The sequence below is a fragment of the Nocardia colli genome (genome assembly GCF_008704205.1).
GTDB classification, from domain to species: Bacteria; Actinomycetota; Actinomycetes; order Mycobacteriales; family Mycobacteriaceae; genus Nocardia; species Nocardia colli.
Window position 1 is genome coordinate 933485 of the sequence record NZ_VXLC01000001.1, and the last position, 21597, is coordinate 955081.

12 protein-coding genes are annotated in these 21597 nt (G+C 68.5%); 8 read left to right on the plus strand and 4 right to left on the minus strand.

What is annotated here, in order from left to right; all coding sequences use genetic code 11:
• The first annotated feature begins 8 nt into the window (after positions 1–8).
• The 8 genes from F3087_RS04520 to F3087_RS04555 all read left to right on the plus strand — a co-directional run bounded on the left by F3087_RS04520 (position 9) and on the right by F3087_RS04555 (position 12924).
• Positions 9–545, plus strand: coding sequence for an NUDIX hydrolase (locus F3087_RS04520; RefSeq protein ID WP_150400452.1), 537 nt, complete (start codon positions 9–11; stop codon positions 543–545).
• On the plus strand, positions 542–3181 hold the full coding sequence (locus F3087_RS04525; RefSeq protein WP_317983906.1) for a DUF6049 family protein: 2640 nt from the start codon (positions 542–544) through the stop codon (positions 3179–3181). The genes F3087_RS04520 and F3087_RS04525 overlap by 4 nt, the downstream gene beginning before the upstream one ends.
• Positions 3182–4033: 852 nt before the next feature.
• Positions 4034–7885, plus strand: a complete 3852-nt coding sequence (locus F3087_RS04530; RefSeq protein ID WP_150400913.1) for a lipid II flippase MurJ — start codon at positions 4034–4036, stop codon at positions 7883–7885.
• A 333-nt stretch (positions 7886–8218) separates the two neighbouring features.
• Positions 8219–8779 carry an RNA polymerase sigma factor SigM gene (gene sigM, locus F3087_RS04535; RefSeq protein WP_223884813.1) on the plus strand — a complete coding sequence of 187 codons (561 nt, stop codon included), beginning with the start codon at positions 8219–8221 and terminating at the stop codon, positions 8777–8779.
• Between the two features lie 102 nt (positions 8780–8881).
• Entirely contained in the window at positions 8882–9988 is a 1107-nt protein-coding gene (locus tag F3087_RS04540) for a hypothetical protein (RefSeq protein WP_150400453.1), read from the plus strand.
• 153 nt (positions 9989–10141) lie between these two features.
• Positions 10142–11128, plus strand: coding sequence for a thioredoxin-disulfide reductase (gene trxB / locus F3087_RS04545; RefSeq protein WP_150400454.1), 987 nt, complete (start codon positions 10142–10144; stop codon positions 11126–11128).
• 74 nt (positions 11129–11202) lie between these two features.
• Positions 11203–11541 (plus strand): thioredoxin, encoded by a 339-nt coding sequence (gene trxA, locus F3087_RS04550; protein WP_150400455.1) that lies wholly within the window; start codon positions 11203–11205, stop codon positions 11539–11541.
• 189 nt (positions 11542–11730) lie between these two features.
• Complete coding sequence (locus F3087_RS04555; RefSeq protein WP_150400456.1) at positions 11731–12924, plus strand: N-acetylmuramoyl-L-alanine amidase; 1194 nt, start codon at positions 11731–11733, stop codon at positions 12922–12924.
• 54 nt (positions 12925–12978) lie between these two features.
• Here F3087_RS04555 and F3087_RS04560 read toward each other — a convergent pair whose 3' ends face one another.
• From F3087_RS04560 to rsmG, 4 genes are all read right to left on the minus strand, one after another.
• Positions 12979–13713 (minus strand): GNAT family N-acetyltransferase, encoded by a 735-nt coding sequence (locus F3087_RS04560; protein WP_150400915.1) that lies wholly within the window; start codon positions 13711–13713, stop codon positions 12979–12981.
• Between the two features lie 324 nt (positions 13714–14037).
• Positions 14038–15060, minus strand: a complete 1023-nt coding sequence (locus F3087_RS04565) for a ParB/RepB/Spo0J family partition protein (protein ID WP_150400457.1) — start codon at positions 15058–15060, stop codon at positions 14038–14040.
• Positions 15061–15130: 70 nt separating this feature from the next.
• Entirely contained in the window at positions 15131–16087 is a 957-nt protein-coding gene (locus tag F3087_RS04570; protein ID WP_223884870.1) for a ParA family protein, read from the minus strand.
• Positions 16088–20725: 4638 nt separating this feature from the next.
• Positions 20726–21514 carry a 16S rRNA (guanine(527)-N(7))-methyltransferase RsmG gene (gene rsmG / locus F3087_RS04575; RefSeq protein WP_150400459.1) on the minus strand — a complete coding sequence of 263 codons (789 nt, stop codon included), beginning with the start codon at positions 21512–21514 and terminating at the stop codon, positions 20726–20728.
• Positions 21515–21597 lie beyond the last annotated feature (83 nt).

The following is a 21597-nucleotide window of genomic DNA, read 5'->3' on the forward strand; positions in this document are numbered from 1 at the left end:
ATTGCTTGGTGTCTCCGGCCGATCGCGCGAACAGTCGACGCCGCCAGCCTCGGCGCCGCGGTTCGGCCGCCAACGCGGCGAAACCGCGCATGCGCACGGTCCGCGAAACTTCCGCCGGTGGCCTGGTCGTCGACGGTTTGGACGGCCCGCGGGACAAGCGCAGCGCGGCCCTGATCGGGCGCACGGATCGGCGCGGACGGCTGCTGTGGTCGCTGCCCAAAGGGCATATCGAGGAGGGCGAGACCTCCGAGCAGACCGCGATCCGCGAGGTGGCCGAGGAGACCGGGATCAACGGGGTGGTGGTCGCCGAACTCGGCAGCATCGATTACTGGTTCGTCACCGATGGCCGGCGGGTACACAAGACCGTGCATCATTATCTACTGCGTTCCACCGGCGGCGAACTGTCCGATGCCGACGTGGAGGTCACCCAAGTGGCGTGGGTGCCGTTGAGCGAGTTGAATTCTCGACTGGCGTACGCGGACGAACGGCGCCTGGCCGAAGTGGCGAACAAGCTGATCGACCGGATGGAGACCGGCAAGCGATGAGGCGATGGATTGCGCTGCATCGCGCAGCGATTCCATGGGGGGTGGCGGCCGGGTGGCGGGTGGGCCTGTTCCGGATCATCGTGGCGGTCCTGACCATCCTGGGTTCGGTGACGATCCTGCCGATGCTGGTGTCGTCCGCGCAGGCGCAACCCACCGGCACCGGATCGGATTCGGGGCCGAAATTCCTGAAGCTGTCCCTGGATTCGGTGACGCCGACCGCGGTGACCACGACCAGCGATTCGACGCTGACGGTGTCCGGCTCGATCATGAACATCGGGGATCGCAAGGTCAAAGACCTGACCATCCGGGTGCAGCGGGCGGCCGCGGTCGCGGTGCCGCGCGATCTGCGCGCGACCTTGCAGCAGGACCAGGTCAATTACGAGGTCAACGGCGACTTCGAAGACGTGGTGGCGCAGCTCGACAAGGGCGAGCGCACCAAGTTCACCGTGACCATTCCGCTGCGCCCGGGCGGCAGCACCGGCAAGAGCACGCTGAATATCACCGAACCGGGTGTGTATCCGCTGCTGTTGAACGTGAACGGCAAGCCGGACTACGGCAGCCAAGCCCGGCTCGACGACGCCAGGTTCCTGCTGCCCGTGCTCGGCGTGCCGCCGCCCACGGCGAAGAGCACCGACGCCCCGGACGCGAGTCAGGCGGTGACCGCGCCGACCGACGCGCCGGTGGCTACCACCCTGCTGTGGCCGCTGGCCGACCGTCCGCGCCTGGTCGCGGGCCGGCCGGGGACGGCGGACGGGCAGGTCGAACTCACCGACGACGAGCTGGCCGCGTCCCTCGCCAAGGGCGGCCGGCTCGATCAGCTGCTCGGCGCGCTGGAGACGGTGTTCGACACCACGCCGACCCGCGATCGCGCGCTGGCCGCCTCGGTGTGCCTGGCGATCGATCCGGACCTGCTGGTCACAGTGCAGGAGATGACCAAGGGCTATCGGGTGCTGGCCAGTCCGTCCGATCCGGACGGCGCGACCCGCGCGGGAACCGGTGCGGCCCAAGCCCAGACCTGGCTGGATCGGCTGCGCGCGCTCGCCGGGACGATGTGCTCGGTGGCGTTGCCGTTCGCGCAGGTGGACCTGGACGCGCTGGCCGCGGTGAACGATCCGGACCTCTCCGCCCGGGCGATGAACGCGCCCGCCGAACTCGTCGACTCGATTCTGGCCACCAAGTCGGTGCGCGGGGTGAGCCTGCCGGACTCCGGCAGCATCGACAACGGCGCGGGAATCCTGTTGCGCAGTCACGGTTTCGGCACCGCCGTGCTCGCCGATTCGGGCATCGCGCCGGAAGGCACGGCGGGGACGTCCGAGGCGACGCAGACGTCCACCGGTCGCGGGGAGAGCAAGAAACCGCCGACGCAGACCGCGGTGCCCGCGGACGGCGCGAACCCGGATGTCGTCCGGCTGCCCTCCGTCAGCGCGCCGGTGCCGCCGCCGGCCACGCCACCGGCCGCCAATCCGCCCGGCGCGAACGGGAATCCGGCGGCCACCCCGGCCGATCCGGCGCTGCACGTCGCGACCTTCGACATCTGGTCGGCCACCGCGCTCGCCGCGCTCGGCTCCAACCCGCCGACCCCCTCGTTCACCCCCACCAAGGTCCGCTACGAGGTCAGCAACGACTCCAGGGTGGCCCGGTTGCAGGACGCGCTCGGCGCGATCTCCTGGTCCGCGCTGAACCCGCAGCCGAATCAGCCGCGCTCCTTATTACTCGTCCCGCCGCAGCAGTGGAGCGCGAGCAAGGACGAGGGCACGGCGCTGCTGCGGCAGATCGAACTGCTGGTGCGGAGCAATCTCGCGACGCCGCGGCCGTTCCAGGACCTGGTCGCCCAGCCGCCGGACCCGCAGCCCTATGAGCTGGACTATCTGACCCAGGCCGCCGCGGACGCGGTGCCGGACCGGTTCGTCGCGCCGGTGCGCGAGCAGGGCCGCCGGATCAGCGAGCTGATGCGCGCGCTGGTCGAGGTGCCGGAGGCGGATCCGACGCCGCGCGAGTTCCTCGACCCGCTGCGCGACGACCTGCTCCGGGTGCTCAGCCTGTCCGATCGGCGGACCGGCGACGCCGCCCAGGCCGACACTTTCGCCCAGCGCCGGATCGACCAGAACACCCGGGCGATGGACAACATCTATCACTCGGTGACCGTGCTGCCGCCCGGCGGCGTGTACACCCTGGCGTCCGAGCAGAGCCCGTTGCTGCTGGTCGCGCGGAACAACCTGCCGGTGTCCATCCGGATCAAGTTCCGCATCGAGGCGCCCCGCGAGGCAAAGATCACCGACCTGGGCGAACAGCAACTACCGCCGAAGGGGACACGCTCGTTCCAAATCCCGACCGAGGTGAACGACAGCCGTAACCTGGTGATTCCGATCTCCCTTACCACACCGGACGGGATTCCGCTGGGGAATGCCACCTCGGTCTCGGTGCGCTCCAACGCCTATGGTCAAACCCTGGCCATAATTACCGCATGTGCCGGAGTACTGCTGTTTCTGTTGGCCGGGCGCCGCTTGTGGCGCCGGTTCCGCGGCCAGCCGGACCCGGCCGACGAAGGTTTCGATCCGAGCACCCGGCGCCGGGTGAATCGATACCGGCGGGCCAAGAACCGCGCCATACAGCAGGAGCACCAGGAGGCACAGTGAGGGACGGTGAGCTAGCGCCCTCTGTTGTGTCACCGGCCGCGTCAGCCGGATTTGGACGTCCGACAAACCACAGTGGCAGAGTGGAGGACAATCGCGGAAGGCTCGCATCGGCGCAGGGGCGGTGTGAGTAATGGGCAGTACCAGGAGGAACGGTGAGCGATTCAGCGTGGACGCCGCTCGCCGAGCCGACCGGGTTGCACTGTCGCGCCGGGCGCAGGAGGCATGATGAGCGACGATGACTCATCGGCGCATCGGCCTCGATCCGATCGGCGAGACGGGCCACCGGCCCGTCGGGCGCCGGTTGCGCCGTGGGAACGGTTACCGCCGCAGGCGGAGGCCGAGGACCCGGACATGAACGCCGGCCCGCACGAACCGCCCCCGCCCCGAGTGCCGCACGTCAGCCGGCCCTCGGCGCCGCCGCAGCCGTGGCCCGGTCAGCGCATGCCCCCCGGACCGTCCCAACGGCCACCGGGCCCGCCGCAACGCCCCGCACCCGCACCGCACCCCGGGCAGCGGCAATATCCCGCACCACCGCCCGCGCAGCCTCGCCCGATTCCGCCAGGCCAGCGGCCGGGACCGCCGCCGGGTCAGTCCGGCGCGATCCCGACCGGCCAGCCGCGCCCGGCGCCCGGCCAATCCGGCGCGATTCCCGTCAGCCCGCAGCGTCCCGCGCCCGGCCAATCCGGCGCTATCCCGGTCAGTCCGCCGCGGCCCGCGCCCGGTCAACCCGGCCAGACGCCGCCCGGTGCCGCGCGTCCGGCACCCGCGCGACCCGCGCCGGTCCCGCCCGGCGCACCCCGGCCCGGACCCGGCCAATCCGGCCCGATCCCCGCGACGCCGCCGTCCAACCGGATGCCGCCGCCGCGCTACGCCCCGCCACAGGCTCGCCCGGAGCCCGCGCCGCCGCCGCACCGCCGCGCACCCGCCGCGGTCGCCGAGGCGGGCAACCGGCCGCGCACCCAGGAGTGGCCCGCCGCCGCGAAACCGGCCGAGCAGAAGCCGAATTCGAGCTCCAGGCTGCTGAGCGACTCCGGCTCGATGGCGTTCGTCACCCTGATCAGCCGGATCACCGGCTTCGGTAAACAGCTGCTGCTGCTGACCGTGCTCGGCCCGGCGATCGCCTCCGCGTTCACCGTGGCCAGCCAGATCCCGAACATGATCGCCGAACTGGTGCTCGGCGCGGTGCTCACCGCGATCGTGGTGCCGACCCTGGTGCGTGCCGAACAGGAGGACCCCGACCACGGGGTCGCCTTCGTCCGGCGACTCGTCACGGCGGCGTTCGTCGTGCTGGCCACCGCCGCTCTGCTGGCCACGGCCGCCGCGCCGCTGCTGACCACCTACGTGTTCCTGTCCGACGACGGCAAGGTCAATACCGGGCTGACCACGGCCCTGGCCTTCCTGCTGTTGCCCGCGATCCTCTTCTACGGCATGTCCGCCCTGCTGACCGCCATCCTCAATACCCGGCAGCAGTTCAAGCCCGGTGTCTGGGCGCCGGTGCTGAACAACCTCGTCGTGCTGTCCGTGCTCGGCCTCTATGTGCTGATGCCGGGCGAGATCAGCCTGAATCCGGTGCGGATGGGCGAGCCGAAACTGCTGGTGCTCGGCGTCGGCGTGACGCTCGGCGTGGTGGTGCAGGCGGTGAGCCTGGTGCCCGCGATCCGGCGCGAGCACATCGATCTGCGGCCGCTGTGGGGGGTCGACGCGCGGCTCAAGCAGTTCGGCGGGATGGGCGCGGCCATCATCCTGTACGTCCTGATCAGTCAGGCCGGGTTCGTCTTCGCGACCCGTATCTCCTCGCATGCCGACGCCGCTGGTCCGGCGATCTACAACAACGCGTGGCTGCTGTTGCAGTTGCCGTACGGCGTCCTTGGCGTCACGGTGCTGACCGCGATCATGCCGCGGCTCAGCCGCAACGCCGCCGCCGATGACACCCCCGCGGTGGTCGACGACCTGTCCGCCGCCACCCGGCTGACCATGATCGCGCTGCTGCCCGTGGTCACCTTCCTGACCCTGGCAGGCCCGCAAGTCGGGCAGGCGCTGTACGGATACGGCAACTTCGGCAGCGGCGACGCCGCGCGCCTCGGCCTCGCGGTCAGCTGGTCGGCGTTCTCGCTGATTCCCTACGCGCTGGTGCTGATTCACCTGCGCGTGTTCTACGCCAGGGAACAGGCGTGGATCCCGACCTGGATCATCCTCGGCATCACCGCCGCCAAGATCACCTTCTCGGCCATCGCGCCGATGGTCACCGACGCCGAGCACGTGGTGATCGCGCTGGGCGTCGCCAACGGTCTCGGCTTCGCGGTCGGCGCGGTGGTCGGCGGGTTCCTGCTGCACCGCAGTCTCGGCGATCTGCGCATGTCGAACGTCAGCCGGACCATCACCCGGGTGCTGTTCGCGTCGGTGGCCGGCGGCGCGGTCATGTGGATCGTGGACCGCGTGCTCGGACTCGAGCGCCTGACCGCGTCGTTCGGCGGTCCCGGCTCGCTCATCCGGGTGGCGATCACGGCGATCGTCATGTTCTCGGTCGCCTTCGGCCTGATGCGCCTGGCCGGGGTCCCGGAGGTCGTCGCGATCACCGTGGCCATCTCCCGCCGGCTCGGCTGGACGCCGCCGGCGCCCGATCTCGATCTCGACGGTCCGGTCGACGATCAGTACGCGACCCAAGTACTGCGCAGGCCGGATCCGTATCTGGCATACGCTGGGTACGACCCGCACATGGATGCTCAGACCATGGTTTTGCCCGTGATCCGAGCCGATGCCGTTGACATCACCGGCATGGGCGAGTTCCCGTACCCTGTTCGGCAGAGAAGCACAAGTGGCGAAATCGCCGGAACCTCGAATTACCAGGGCGAAGGAGGACCGAGGGTGAGCGACGACGCGGTGGGCGGCGTCCCAGCCGCTGATTCTTCTGCGACCGCGGCAGGCGGGTTGTCTACGGACGCTCCGCCTCCCGGGGGAGAGCCGTCGGATCCCGCGTACGCGAACCGCGAGACCGGCACCGGTCCGCCGGATCACGACGCGGATGCGCCGGATCACGAGCAGGCCCCGCAGGGTCCGCACGAGCGCCAGAGTCCGGTACCGGCACGCGATCCGATGTACGACACCGGGATGATCCCGATCGGATCACCGGAGATGCCGCCGCTCGGCGGCGAGAACCTGGGTTCGCGGCGCACGCCGCGCGGCCCGAAGCTGATTCCCGGCGCGTCGGTGGCCGGTGGCCGGTACCGGCTGCTCGCCGGGCACGGCGGTGCGCGCGGCCTGAAGTTCTGGCAGGCGCTCGACATCAAGCTCGACCGCGAGGTCGCGCTGACCTTCGTCGACGCCGATCAGACGGCCGGCGAGAACTCCGGGCACGACGGTCCGCAGGCCATTCTGTCCCGCACGCTGCGCCTCGGCCGGATCAACTCACCCGGCCTGGCCCGGGTGCTCGACGTGGTCCGCGGCAGCTCCGGCGGCATCGTGGTGGCCGAGTGGACCCCCGGTCGCTCGCTGCGCGAGATGGCCGAGACCGTGCCCTCACCGATCGGCGCCGCGCGGGCCATCCGGGCCTTGGCCTCGGCCGCCGAGCTGGCCCATCGCGGCGGCGGCTCGCTGTCCATCGATCACCCGGACCGGGTGCGGATCAGCGCCACCGGCGACGCCGTGCTGGCCTTCCCCGGAACCCTGGGCGATTCGGACGCGCAGTCCGACGTCCGCGGCCTCGGCGCCATGCTCTACGCGTTGATCACCGCCCGCTGGCCGATCCGCTCCGGCGGCGTCACCGGCACCGCCGCGACCGTCGGAGGGTTGCGGCTCGCCGATTTCGGCCCGGACGGCACCCCGGTGGAACCGCGCACCATAAGACCCGAGGTGCCCTTCGAGATCTCGGCGGTCGCGGTGCGCTCGCTCGAGTCGAACAAGGGCGTGCGTACCGCCGCGACCGTGCAGCACGTGCTCGAGCAGGCGTCGGTGGTGGATCAGAAGACCGATTTCATCCCGGTGCTGCGGCTCGGCCAACGTCCGCCGTCGGCTCCCGACGAGTCGCTCGCCGACCCGGAACTGCTTGCCGCGGAACGGGAGAGATCCCAGCGGATGATGTGGATCATGGTCGGCCTCGGCATCCTGGCCGCGCTGGTGGTCGGCATCGTGATCTGGTGGATGGTCAGCGTGTTCGCGCCCGGCGCCTCGGACGCGCCGCTCAACGAACAGCGCAATATCGGCCTCACCACGAACAACAGCGCGCCGGCCACCCCGGCCGCCGCGGGGCCGGTCGCCCCGTCCGGCGGCGTGCCGGTCCCGGTGGCCAGCGTGACGGTGTTCTCCCCGGAGGGCACCCCGGACGGGGTCGGCAACGTCAACGCCGTGCTCGATCAGAATCCGGGCACGGTGTGGCGGACGGATCAGTACTACCAGCAGTTCCCCGCGCTCAAGAAGGGCGTCGGGCTGCTGGCGACGCTACCCAGCCCGGCCAAGCTGACGAACATCTCGATCAACTCGCCGAGCCCGGGCACCGCGGTGGAGATCCGCACCTCGCCGACCACGTCACCGACCCTGGATCAGACGCAGCTGATCGGCTCGGCAAAGCTCAACGACGGGGTCACCGACATCCAGGTCCGCACCGATCAAGCCGCCCGCTACGTGCTCGTCTGGATCACCGGACTGGGCAACTCGGGTGGTCAGTTCCAGACTTCGATCGCAGATATCCGCTTCGACGCCGCTCCCTAGCACCGCCGCTCGACTGCTCGCCGCACGTGAAGTGAACCGTGCAGGCCATTCTTCGACGCCCTTCTGTCGCGTCACCCCGTGAATCACGATCGCCCCGGTTTGGTTGCTGTGCAATCGCGAGTAACGATATGATCTCCTCGCGCTCTCAGCACAGGGGAGCTTCCCGGGTTCTGGTTTTTTCGATCCTGGATGCTGCGAAATTTCGGTGATGGTCGACCTTGTCCGTCACCACCGTGAGCGCTGTCCAAGGGGTTGGCATTGTCGTCGGAACTGAACGAGAATTTCCGCGGGGGGACATCGCGGCCTGCTGCCGCGTACCGCGAACGCTCGTTCGTGGGCGCTGACTACACCGATGTCGAGCTACTCCAGGCGCACGTGGCCGGCCAGCGGCACGCCTTCGCCGAGTTGCTGCGCCGGCACAACGATCATCTGTGGCAGACCGCGCTGCGCACCTCCTACACCCGCGAGGACGCCGCGGACTCCCTCCAGGACGCGCTGCTGTCCGCGCACCGCACGGCCCACTCGTTCCGGGCCGAGGCCGAGGTGCGCAGCTGGCTGCACGCGATCGTGGTGAACGCCTGCCTGGACCGGATCCGGCGCAACAAGATCCGCAAGGCTGTCTCACTCACGCCGGAGAACATGCCGGAACCCCACGACGACCGGGACAAGGTCGCCGAATTCGAGATGTCGCTGGTGGTGGATCAGGCGCTGTTCGCGCTGCCGCCGGATCAGCGCACCGCCCTCGTTGCCATCGATCTCGAGGGGTACAGCGTGGCCGAAGCCGCCGCTATGCTCGGTGTTCCGGAGGGGACGATCAAGAGCCGCTGCGCCCGCGGGAGGCAGCGTCTCCAAGAACGATTGGAATTTCTGCGCGATCCGGGGAACCGGAGGTAGTTGAGATGCGTCATTAATAGTGACGAACCCGTAGACGATGTCCATATAGTTCCCCGGCCCGAGGGGATCCCCGCGATGTCAGACGAGAACACAGGAGGTGCCATGGCAACCAGATCCATGCCGCAGCCTCCGTTCTCGACGGAACTGCTCGCCGACCTGCACGCCGACAATGTGACGCCCGAACTGCGCGAGCACCTGTGGCCCGTGGTCCGGCAAGACGGCGACGCACTGCGTTTCGTGCACGCGCTGGACGACGTCAGCGCCGAATTACGCGCGCTGGGCCGCAGCGACCAGATCATCCATCCGATGCCCGACGACATCGCCGCCCGGCTGGCCGAGTTCGTCGACGGATTCGACCTGGACGAGGAGCCCACCGAGACGGGCGCGACCATTTATCGGTTACCCGTTGCGGCTACGCCCGATACCGACGACGAAACAACGCGCGTCGTGCGGACTCCGGTTGCCGGACAGTCGGTTACCGATGATGAGACCGTGCGCGCGGTCCGTGCTTCCGTCACACCGGCGCCCGCTGCCGAAGACGAGACCGTGCGCGTCATCGGGACTGCGGTCCCGGCAAAGCCCGCTCCCGACGACGAGACGGTCCGGGTCACCGGGACTCCCGTCGCCGCACCCGATACCGACGATGAAACCGTCCGTGTCGTCCGCAGTCCGATCGCATCCGAACCCGACGACGAGACCGTGCGTATCCTCCGGACTCCGGTCACGCCAGACCCGGAAGCCGACGTGGACACCGTGCGTGGCACCCGGCCCGCCGCACCGATCTCACTCGACGACCACCGGCGCAGCCGCCTGCGCTGGTTCACCGCCGCAGCCGCCGCGGTGGCGGTCGTCGCCTGCGCCTCCATCGCGCTGACCGTGGTGCGCGGCAACGACACCACCCCGACGGCCCAGCCGACCTCCGACGGCACCCAGCTCGGCGCGGATCTCAGCGCACCCGCGATGCTCAGCGCGCTCGGCCGCAACGATGCCACCGGCCTGCTCGGCAACCCGGCCGCCCGGGAACGCTGCATGCGCGCCAACGGACTCGAACGCACCGTCCTCGGCTCCAACAACATCCGCTACCAGGGCAAGGACGCGGTGCTGATCCTGCTCACCGGCCCGCGCACGCCGAAGATCACCGCGCTGGTCGTCGGAACCGGTTGCACCACAGACGATCCGCAGCACCTCACGGTGCAGGACATCGGTTGAGTGACGCACCCGACAATCGCCCGCGCGGATACCTGAACGCCACCGTCGCAGCACTGAGCCGAACCTCACGTGGGACCCGACCTGCCCAGGAACAATAGCCATTACCCTGTTGTTGACCGAGACGTCCAATCGTTTTCTCCCCGGAAGGGCCTCATGAGTGCGCCAGTTCGCGACCTGATCATCGTCGGCTCCGGACCTGCCGGCTACACGGCCGCCGTGTACGCGGCCAGGGCCGAGCTCCAGCCGCTGGTGTTCGAAGGCACCCAGTTCGGCGGCGCCCTGATGACCACCACCGAGGTGGAGAACTTCCCCGGCTTCCGTGACGGCATCATGGGCCCGGACCTGATGGAAGAGATGCGCGAGCAGGCCAAGCGGTTCGGCGCCGATATCCGCACCGAAGACGTGGACGCCCTCGACCTCAGCGGGCCGATCAAGACCGTCACCGTCGGCGACGAGACCTACCAGGCCTACGCGGTGATCCTGGCCATGGGTTCGGCCGCCCGCTACCTCAACGTGCCCGGTGAGCAGGAGCTGCTCGGGCGCGGCGTGAGCGCCTGTGCCACCTGCGACGGCTTCTTCTTCAAGAACCAGGACATCGTCGTGGTCGGCGGCGGCGACTCCGCGATGGAGGAGGCCACCTTCCTGACCAAGTTCGCGGCCAGCGTCACCATCGTGCACCGCCGCGAGGAGTTCCGTGCCTCGCGCATCATGCTGGAGCGGGCCAAGGCCAACGAGAAGATCAAGTTCCGGCTCAACGCCGAGGTCGCCGAGGTCAAGGGCGACGGCAGCGTGACCAGCCTGGTGCTGCGCGACACCCGCACCGGGGAGACCTCGGAGCTGGCCGCGACCGGCCTGTTCGTCGCGATCGGCCACGACCCGCGCAGCGAGCTGGTCCGCGATCAGGTCGAGCTGGACGACGAGGGCTACGTGCAGGTGGTGCACCCGTCGACCGCCACCGAGGTGGCCGGCGTGTTCGCCGCGGGCGACCTGGTCGACCACACCTACCGGCAGGCGATCACCGCCGCGGGCACCGGCTGCCGCGCGGCCATCGACGCCGAGCGCTGGCTTTCCGAGCAGGGCGATATCAGCTCGAACACCCTGGACCACGCGGGCCACACGGTCGCCGTACCCGCCAACTGACATCGTCTCCGATCCCGTCGCCCGCATCCCGGGCGGCGGGGCCGGGGCGGTCGGTAATTCAGCAAGGAGAACCCATGTCCGACAGTGCCACCAAGAACACGATCACCGTCACCGACGCGACTTTCGCCGACGCCGTGCTGCTCAGCGAGAAGCCCGTGCTGGTCGACTTCTGGGCCACCTGGTGCGGCCCGTGCAAGATGGTCGCCCCGGTGCTGGAGGAGATCGCCGGCACCCACGCGGACAAGCTGACCGTCGCGAAAGTGGACGTCGACGCGAATCCCGGCACCGCCCGCGATTACAAGATCCTCTCGCTGCCCACTATGATGCTGTTCCGCGGCGGTAAGCCGGTGAAGCAGATCGTCGGTGCGAAGGGCAAAGCCGCCCTGTTGCGCGAACTCGACGGCGAGATCTGACACCCGTCGCGCAAATGCCATAGGCGCCAAAGGCCGTCGAGATCCATCGACGCGCCGTAGGATGCCTGGACCCGGGAATGCCGAATTCCCGTCCGGGTCTGAGACAATCGACCGACGCCGGTCGTGCGCAGGGTGTATCCCATCGCATGAGTGGGTACCCGGATTGACGGAAGGAAAGGGCTCTCACGCATGCACCGACTTCGTCACGGCGATAGCGGTCCAGCCGTAGCAGAGGTTCGGAGCACCCTGGCAAGTCTCGGGTTCTTACACGCACACGTCGACACCGATCACGCCGACTCCCGCGAGTACTGGAAAGACACCGAGGCCTCCTTCGACCACCGCCTCGATTCCGCAGTCCGCGCCTTCCAGCAGCATCGCGGACTGCTCGTCGACGGCGTGGTCGGCCCGGCCACCTACCGGGCGCTGAAAGAGGCGTCCTACCGCCTCGGCGCCCGCACGCTGATCTATCAGCTCTCCGCACCGCTGTACGGCGACGACGTCGCGACCCTGCAGCGCAAGCTGCAGGACCTCGGCTTCTACGTGCACCGGGTGGACGGCTACTTCGGCCCGCACACGCACGAGGGACTCACCTCGTTCCAGCGCGAGATCGGCCTGGCCGCCGACGGCATCTGCGGGCCGGACACCCTGCGCTCGCTCGACCTGCTCGGCGCCCGCGTCACCGGCGGCAATCCGCACCGGATCGCCGAGGAAGAGGTGGTGCACCGGGCCGGACCGCAGCTGACCGGCAAGCGCATCGTCATCGATCCCGGTCTCGGCGGACCCGACAAGGGCCACCCGGTACCGACCGAATACGGCGACGTGTACGAGTCGGAAATCCTGTGGGACTTGGCAAGTCGGCTCGAAGGCCGGATGGCCGCCACCGGCATGGAGACCTTCCTGTCCCGGCCGTGGGGCGCCAACCCGACCGATGCCGAACGCGCCGACACCTCGAACGCCTTCGACGCCGACCTGATGATCTCGCTGCGCTGCGCGACCAACCCGAGCCCGCTGGCCAACGGTGTCGCCGGCTTCTACTTCGGCAACTCGCACGGCTCCGCGTCGATGATCGGCCAGGTGCTGGCCGGGTTCATCCAGCGTGAGGTCGTCGCGCGTACCTCACTGCAGGACTGCCGCACGCACGCCAGGACCTGGGATCTGTTGCGGCTCACCAAGATGCCGACGGTGCAGATCGATATCGGTTATCTGACAAACGATTACGACGCCACCGTGCTCACCAATCCGCGCATGCGGGACGTGATCGCCGAGGCGATCCTGATCTCGGTGAAGCGGCTGTACCTGCTCGGTCAGGATGATCAGCCAACGGGCACTTACACTTTCGCGGAACTGCTGGCCGAGGAACTGGCCGCCGCCGATCGCATGTAGTCACAACGCCCCTGCCGATCCCGTCGGCAGGGGCGTTCTCTATGTCCGAGTGTTTCAGCGAACTCCGACTCGTGCCGGGGGAGTCATCGCCGCGGCGGCGAGCAGCTGATCGAGCGCGCGCTCCACGTCTTCCTTCCACCCGTGATCGGAATCGAGCTCCAGGCGCAGCCGCGGGAATCGGTGATGCGGCGCGATCACCTTGAACCCGACCTCCTCCAGGAAGTCGGCCTCGATCATGCAGGTCTCCGGCGAACACTCGGCCATCGAACCGGGGGAGCTCGAGCCGGAACTCTTGATCGGCGAGACGATCCGTTCCATCAGCGTCATCGAGCCGAACCGCTCGGAGAGCGCCTGCGACGGCGGATCGGACCGGATGCCGAACGACTCCAGCGCACGCACGCCGCGACGCACCAGATCGGCCACCACGGCCTGCATGAGCTGGTGGGCAACCTCGTTGTCCTGGTACGGGAATTCGGCCTGCAGCGTGGTCAGCAGGACCGCGTCCGGGCTCACCGGTGAGGTGGGGAACAGCGACGCCCGCGGCACCGCGCTCGGCGGCGAATACAGGGCGCAGCCCGCGACATTGCCGTCGACGTTCGCCACCTGCCCGCAGGAACCCCATTCGAGCAGCACGGTGGACAGCCAGGCCTCCTTCTCGAAGACCGGATCGCTGAAGCCGCGCGAGTCCTCCGCGACGGCCGGATCCATCTCCCAGAACACGCAGCGCCGGGAGTGCGCGGGGAGCTTGTCGAGCCCGCCGAGGGTAAGTGCTGTGACGCTGGTCTGCACTGCTCTGCTCAGCCTCCAGCTGTCCGATTCGTCCACACTCATGTCCGCGCCTCGCCTGTGCTCGACGCCGGCCCGCGTGCGGCACCCTGGCCCATGGTTCGCGTTTTAGTCACACCGCATCACTATGTTCTTGCCAGCAAGAATAAGCGATCAACAGAACCCGCCTCATTCCACGTCGCTGTGCTGTTGGTTAAGAACTTGTGTTGGTTCGTCCGGGGAGATGATGCGCTCCGCTAATTAGCGGAATTCGCGTGTCCGTCACAGTGACGTTTCGGCTCCGAGGACTTACCTATCGCATGCACAAGTCTATTTCTGTCACTTCTGTCACAAATCGTGCTTGGCCTGTTCCATCAGGCCGACGATCCGCTCGAGGTCGTCGACCGAGCCGAACTCGACGACGATCCGACCTTTTCGCTTGCCCATGCTGACGATCACCCGGGTGTCGAACGACCCGGACAACCGATCGGCCACATCCTGCAAACCCGGCATGTGAATCGGCTTACGCTGCGGGGTAGGCGGGGCCGCCGGGTCCGGAGCCGGAGCGGTCTCCTGGTTAGCCAGGATCACCGCCTCCTCGGTGCTGCGCACGGATAGGCCCTCGGCGACAACGCGCTTGGCTAGTTCCTCCTGCGCGTCCGCGCCGGCGGTCAATCCGAGCAGTGCCCGCGCGTGGCCGGCCGACAGCACGCCCGCCGCCACCCGGCGCTGCACCGAGATCGGCAGCTTCAGCAGCCGGATCATATTGGTCACGGCGGAGCGGGACCGGCCGATGCGATCGGCGAGCACCTCGTGGGTGACGCCGAACTCTTCGAGCAGCTGCTGATACGCCGCCGCCTCTTCCAACGGGTTGAGTTGCACCCGGTGGATGTTTTCCAGCAGCGCGTCGCGCAGCATCGACTCGTCGGCGGTCTCCCGGACGATCGCGGGGATCGCAGCGAGACCGGCGACCTGCGAAGCGCGCCACCGGCGTTCGCCCATGACGAGCTGAAACTTGTCCACTCCCGGCTCGACCCGACGCACCACGATCGGCTGCATCAGACCGAATTCCTTGATCGAGTGCACCAGCTCGTCGAGCGCCTCGGCCTCGAACACCTGACGCGGCTGCTTCGGGTTCGGCTCGATCTGCTCCGGCGGGATCTCGCGGTAGACCGCGCCGCCGGTGGCGGAGAGGTCGTCCTCGGCCGGGTCCGGGACCCGATGCAGATAGGCCGAAGCGGGCTGCGGCCCGATCGGATCCAGACCGATGACGCTGGCCGCTTGACTGCTGAGCCCCGGCGCGGTCGCCGGTCCCGTCGGGATCAACGCGGCGAGACCGCGTCCTAGCCCACCCTTCTTCGCCTGACTCATCGGTCTACAGACCCCTTCCTCGTTCCGCCACCACACCGGGTCTCGCCGACCCGGTCGTCATCCAGCCAGATCACTCCGCGGCTTCGGCCGCGGCATGTGCCAGCGCCGTTGCCTTGGCCGCCATTTCACGTCCGGCATCGAGGTAGCTCATCGCGCCTCGGGAGCCTGGATCATAATCGAGGACCGTCATCCCGTAGCCCGGCGCCTCGGACACCTTCACACTGCGCGGAATCACCGAGCGCAGCACCGCGTCGCCGAAGTGCCCGCGAACCTCCTCGGCGACCTGGTCGGCCAGCTTGGTCCGGCCGTCGTACATCGTGAGGATCACCGTCGACACGTGCAGGTCCGGATTCAGGTGCGCCTGCACCAGGCCGATATTGCGGAGCAGCTGCCCGACACCCTCCAGCGCGTAGTACTCGCACTGGATCGGGATCAGCACCTCCTTGGCCGCGACCATCGCGTTGACGGTCAGCAGGCCGAGCGACGGCGGGCAGTCGATCATCACGTAGTCGATGTCGTAGCCCGCGATGTTGGCCTCCTGGATGGCCGCCTTGAGCCGGCCCTCCCGCGCCACCATCGACACCAGCTCGATCTCCGCACCGGCCAGATCGATGGTTGCCGGGATGCACAGCAGACGCTCGTTGTGCGGGCTCACCTGGATCGCGTCCCGGACCGACACCTCGCCGATGAGCAGCTCGTAGCTGGACGGAACGCCCGAGTGGTGCTCGATCCCGAGGGCGGTGCTCGCGTTGCCCTGCGGGTCCAGATCGATCACGAGGACCGTCATCCCCTGATGCGCCAAAGCGGCCGCGAGATTGACCGCGGTGGTCGTCTTCCCGACGCCGCCCTTCTGATTGGCGATGGTGATGATGCGTTGCTCGTGCGGTTTCTGCACTGTCACCTTTCCTGGATGGAGAATCTGGCTGGCGCGTTGTGCTTCGGCCGCGATCGGGGTCTCGCTGGGGGAGATGTTCCCAAACGGTGTGCTTCCGAATGTCTCCGTGTCGAAATTGCTGGAGTCCAGCATTCCCGGCACGCGCGACGTAGTTTCCCGTGAAACATTCGCCGGACCGCTCGACATAGACAGCTCCTAACCCGAGAACTTCAGATCACGTGCTTCCGACGAGCGTCGGCGCCGTGTCATCAAACAGCTGGTGTCGGTACGAACATGATGCGCAACCGGGTTCGCGGCGCCCGATCGACCGAGCGGAGCTCTCGTCGCGACACCAATTCCTCCGTGGCACCTACGCTCACGCCCGACGCTCACTAGCTTGCCAGCACCGAGCGCGATAAGAAAGCTGAATCGCGGCAATGTGCAGAGGACACGCCAAGTTGTCCGCATTCAGCGATCGATCCCGAATGTTTCACATGAAACACGGGGTCCGCCAAGGGGGTTGCGAGGTGGTTGGCGTGCGCGGGTCGCGATTCGACTCGCGATGTTTCATGTGAAACCGGGCGAGCGGCGCAGGTGCGGCGTCCGGTGCCGACGCCGCTTCAGCCGCGAAGCATGACCGATCCGGTCGTGCTCAACCAGTGCAGAGAAGTCGCACGTCTGCCCGTTTGGTGCCATCCGATCGAGTAGACGTTTCCCGTGAAACATCCAAACGAGCCCCTCCCGTCAAGCGACCGGCCGACCGCCATACACATTCACCAGCACCACGGGGGAGCGCCATCCGGCCGACGCTGGCACCTTCCTCGAGCTATGCCTCCAGCTCGCCCGGTTTCCATAAATTCGCCAAACCACCGACCTCGCCACCCTCATCGCTCCGTCACCCGCATCACATCGCATCGCCACCCAGCTCGCCCACGAACTCGCCGCCGCACCCAACTCCGTCGCCCTGGCCACCACACCCATCCCGCCGTCCTCTCCTCCGCTAAACCATCGATGAGCGCCCCCTGCCCCTCCGACGGATGAACCGTTCGCGGCACGGCGACCCGACTATGACGACTGAGAGTCGGCGGGGGCGATCGGCCGACGAGGAGATCAATGGGCCATATAGACAAGACCGACTAAGCGAAGGGCCAATGGGCCGGGCGCGTGGAGTGGTCGAGTGACGAATCGATGAGGTGATGGGTCACGGGTCGCGAGGTGACAGAGCGAACGAAGTGACGGGCAAACGAAGTGGCGAGGCGGACGACGTGGCGAGGTATCGGAACGGCGGAATGGCGACGCGAAAGAAGCAACGGACGGCAGAACGGGCGGGGCAGCGACGTGATGACGGGGACGGCGGAACGACGGACAGCGGGGACAGACCGGACAGCGAGACAGCGAGACAGCGAGACGACGAGACGACGAGACGACGAGACGACGAGACGACGAGACGACGAGACGACGAGACGACGAGACGACGAGACGACGAGATGGCGGAATGGCGAGGCGAAGAGAGCGGCGGACGGCGGAACGGGCGAGGCAGCGAGGCGATAACGGGGGACGGGCGGAACGGCGGAGATAGGCCGGACAGCGAGACGACGGAACCGCGCGACAGCGCGGCGGCGAGGCGAAGTGGGGTGACAAGCAGCGGGGCGATGAGGTGGCGGGATCGCGGTTACGGTTGCTAAGACGACCGGACGGCGAGAGGCCAGGCGGCATCGCAATGAGGCTGCAACGTGGAGTGCCGGCGCGGGGTGAAGAGACGAGGCGGAGAGGCGACGAGGCGACGTGCGTCGGCGCCCAGAGCCGCGGCCTGTCGGAAGACCCGGGATCGAGCGACGGGATCGATTGGTCGAAATCGACGCAGAGACCGGTCCGCCATCGCGACGGTTTCCCGTGAAACATCGCCCGATCGTTCTCCCATGAATGATGCACCCCGGGTGGGGGCAGGACGAGCGCCAGAGGAATCGTGGCGGCAGTACCCAAAGTCGTCCCACATCGGCGACGGAGGCGATGCCGGTTGGACACGGATCAATCAGCACGCCCACAGACCAGGTAGACCACGCGGCACAAAGCCCGGCTTTATGACAGCCGGGCCAGCACGGTCAACCCACCGACCGACAGGCACGACTCGAACCATACGAGGCGACGTGGCACCGCTGCCCCCAGCGCAGCGAACCACCGCGCATCGCCCCGACCACTTCCGTCAGATCAGAGAATGAAGTCGCCCACCCGGTTTCACATGAAACATCGAACCTCCGCGCGCTGAGCAGACCGACCCACCACCCTCCGACAGAAGAGTCACGTGACGCATTGAGTGGGCAGCAGCGAGCTGGCGGAGTGACGAATAACGGACACTGCGCAAGGCCGCATCCGCCAATGAACGGATAGCTCCATCCGCCAGCGGAGCAAAGCGATTCGGCACTGGCACCTGATAGATCGACGCCCCCTGCCTTCCGTCGTCGAGTCGCGGGATCGCCAGATGATCGGCGCGCCGAGGTAGCGGGAAGCATCCGGCCGCCGACGCAGTGGTTCGCCAGGCCGCCGACGCACAGAGTCGGCGGGGCCCGGGCCACAGAGCCACAGAGCCGCCGGGCCGCCGAGCCGCCGACGCATAAGATCGCGCGACCTCCGTATCGTCGAGCCGCCGGACTACCTGGGTCACAGGATCACCGGACCATCGGCGCAGGGAGAGCGAGACGCGTTCGGCCGCCGGGTCAGAGATTCGCCCAAGCCGCCGCTGCACGGAGTCTGCGGGGCCCGGCCAGAGAATGGCCGGCCGAGCCGCCGACGGACAAGATCGCGACGTCCTCATCGTCGAGTCAGCCGGGTCGCCCGGCAACCTGGGTCACGGGATCGTCAGTCCGCCGACCCGCGGGATCGTCGGGGGGGACGGACCACCAAAGTCGCCAGCCCGTCGGGCATGGAGCCCGGCCGGGCCGGGCCGGGCCGGAGAGCCGCCGGGCACACGCGATCGCGCGACCTCCTTATCATCCAGTCGCTGGGCCACCTCGGTCACGGGATCGCCGGATCATCGGTACCGGGCAACGGAACGCGTCCGGCCGCCGGGTCGGGATACGCAAGACTGACCGCTGTGCGGAGCCAGCGGCCCTCCGGGCCACAGAATCACCGGGTCGCCGGGCGCATGCGGGGGGGATCGCGCAACGTCTTATCGTCGAGTCGGCCGGATCGCCCGGCAACCTGGGTCGCGAGATCAACCCGCGGGATCGTCGGGATCACTGGATCGTCGGAGGGCAGATCACCAAAGTCGCCAGACGGCGTCCAGTCGACCGAACTTCGGCACCCGCGTCACCGATCGCTCGGGATCGAATCCGGGAGTCCGCGCAGCTTCTGGCTTCTCCAGCGGAACGCCTAATTGACTGTTCCGTCCTGCGCCGCCAGACATTCGTCAACGCCTCAACGCCCTTGAGACTCGGCGATCCTGGAACCCAGCAGGCGGCGCGATCCCGCGATCGCGACGATTCAGCGGACCGCCCACCGACTCGGACGACTTCGCGATTCCGCGACTCGCTCCGGCCGCCCCTTGGCCCTTGGCCCTCCGCCCGCGGCACGCGACCCGCGGCTCGCGACCTTACGACTCGGCGCTCATGTGCCCCGGTCAACCCCCGACTCCGCGACCCGTTGATCCGACGACACGGGCGACATGGCGAACCCGCCGACGGGGACTTCGGTAGCCAGGGACTGGACGGCTCTGCGATACAAACCGACCCAGCACTAAGACGAGCCCGCCGGTGCGCGCGTCCTGACCGGACGCGCGATCAGTGGCGGCGGCTCGCGGCCAGCGACCCGCTGTCCAGACGTCCCGACGGCACCGCGCCTGTCTCCCTTCAGAGCTCGGCGACCCGACGGCAGGCGACTGGGCGACCTTGCCGACCGGGACTTTGGCGGCAGAGATTGGACGACCAGTTCGACTCGGCGGTACAAACCGACTCAGCAATAGAGTGCGGCCGTCGGTGTCTGCGTCCTGATCGGCGCGGGATCTGTGATGGCGGGTCGCAGCGAAGGACCCCGATGTCTGGTCATCCCGCCGCTCCGCCTGCCCGGTTGTTCACAGCCCGGCGATCCGGCAACTTGGATGACCGTCGGCTGGGACTTGGCGGCCCCGGGACTGGACGTCTCGGCAATTCAAACCGCCCCAGCAACAGGACGACTCGACGGCCCGGGTGACCCAGTGCCCGGTGACTCGGGACCGGGCGACCGCGAGCTGGTGCCCGACGACTCGGCCACCTGGTGACCCGCGATTCGGTGACCTAACGACCGAAGAGCCCAACGCGACCTGACGGCCAGTGGTCCGGGCGGCCAGTGGCCCGGGCGGCCAGTGGCCCGGGCGGCCCGACGACCGGTTAGTCCGCCGTCAGACACTCCCCAACGAATCGTCGATTCGGTGTCCGATTACCGGAGATCTCGTGATCCGGCAGCGGCGCGATCCCGTGTGCTTGCCGATCCAGCGGACCGCCCGAAGCTTCGGCAACCTACGAACCGGACGGCCCCGCGATCTCCGCGACTCGGCAATACCGCGGCTCGGATCGGCTTGCCCGCGCCCCAGCTGCCCGACGATCCTGTGAGCTCTGATAGCCCGGCGCCTGATGTCCTCGCGGCGGCCTGCCACTTGGCGACTCGCCCCCGACGATCCAATGACTCGGCGATCCCGCGGCTCGGCCAGCATGTCTGCCTGCGCCCCAGCGATCGGAGGATCTCGTGTCCCTGGGCGGCCCAGCAACCCGGAGAACTCGACCGACGGTTTCACGGGAAACACTGCACCGGATCGGTGCGCTACTTCGTCTTCCGCTCCCGGCCAACCCCGGGCTCTCCAGCCCGCTTCGCCGCCTTCGCTTCCCGACGCGCAGTCGCATTCTCGCTCCGCCGCCTCGGCGTACGCTCGGCGCGGGGGAGGCGTTCGGCGCTGATGATCAAGGTGGGGGTGGAGACGAGACCGGCGCCGCATTCGACGACCATTGCGTTGCCGGCGCCGGCTCGTTCGAGCGCCTCGCCGTCGCGGGCGAGTTCCTCTACCGCGCTCACGCCTTTGAGCGCGAGCATCCGGCCGTGGTCGCGCAGCAGGGGGAGGGACCACTGGGCGAGCTTGCCGAGGGGAGCTACCGCGCGGGAGGTGACGACGTCGGCGCCGCCGGCTTCCTTCAGCACACCGGACTGCTCGGCTCGGCCGCGGACCACGGTGACGTCGAGTCCGGCCGCCTCGATGAACTCGCTCAGGAAGATAGTGCGGCGCAGGAGCGGCTCGACCAGGGTGATGCGCAGGTCCGGTCGGGCGATGGCGAGCGGGATGCCGGGGAGTCCGGCGCCGCTGCCGATGTCGACGACCGAGCAACCTTCGGCGATCAGTTCGCCGATCACCGCGCAGTTGAGGATGTGGCGGTCCCAGAGCCGCGGGACCTCACGCGGACCGATCAGCCCGCGCTCGACGCCGGCGGTGGCGAGTGCCGCGCAGTACCGCCGGGCGAGATCGAGTCGGTCGCCGAACACCGCCGCAGCCGAGGCTGGGGGTTCCAGCTCGGCGGGCAATGCGGTGGCTTCACCGAGATCTCGTTCCACGTGAAACATCCTTCCGAACTCGAGTCGATCAGGGGACCGGCGACGCGCGGACAATCAGGTGCCGGACATGAACAAGGCCCCCGATCCGAAGA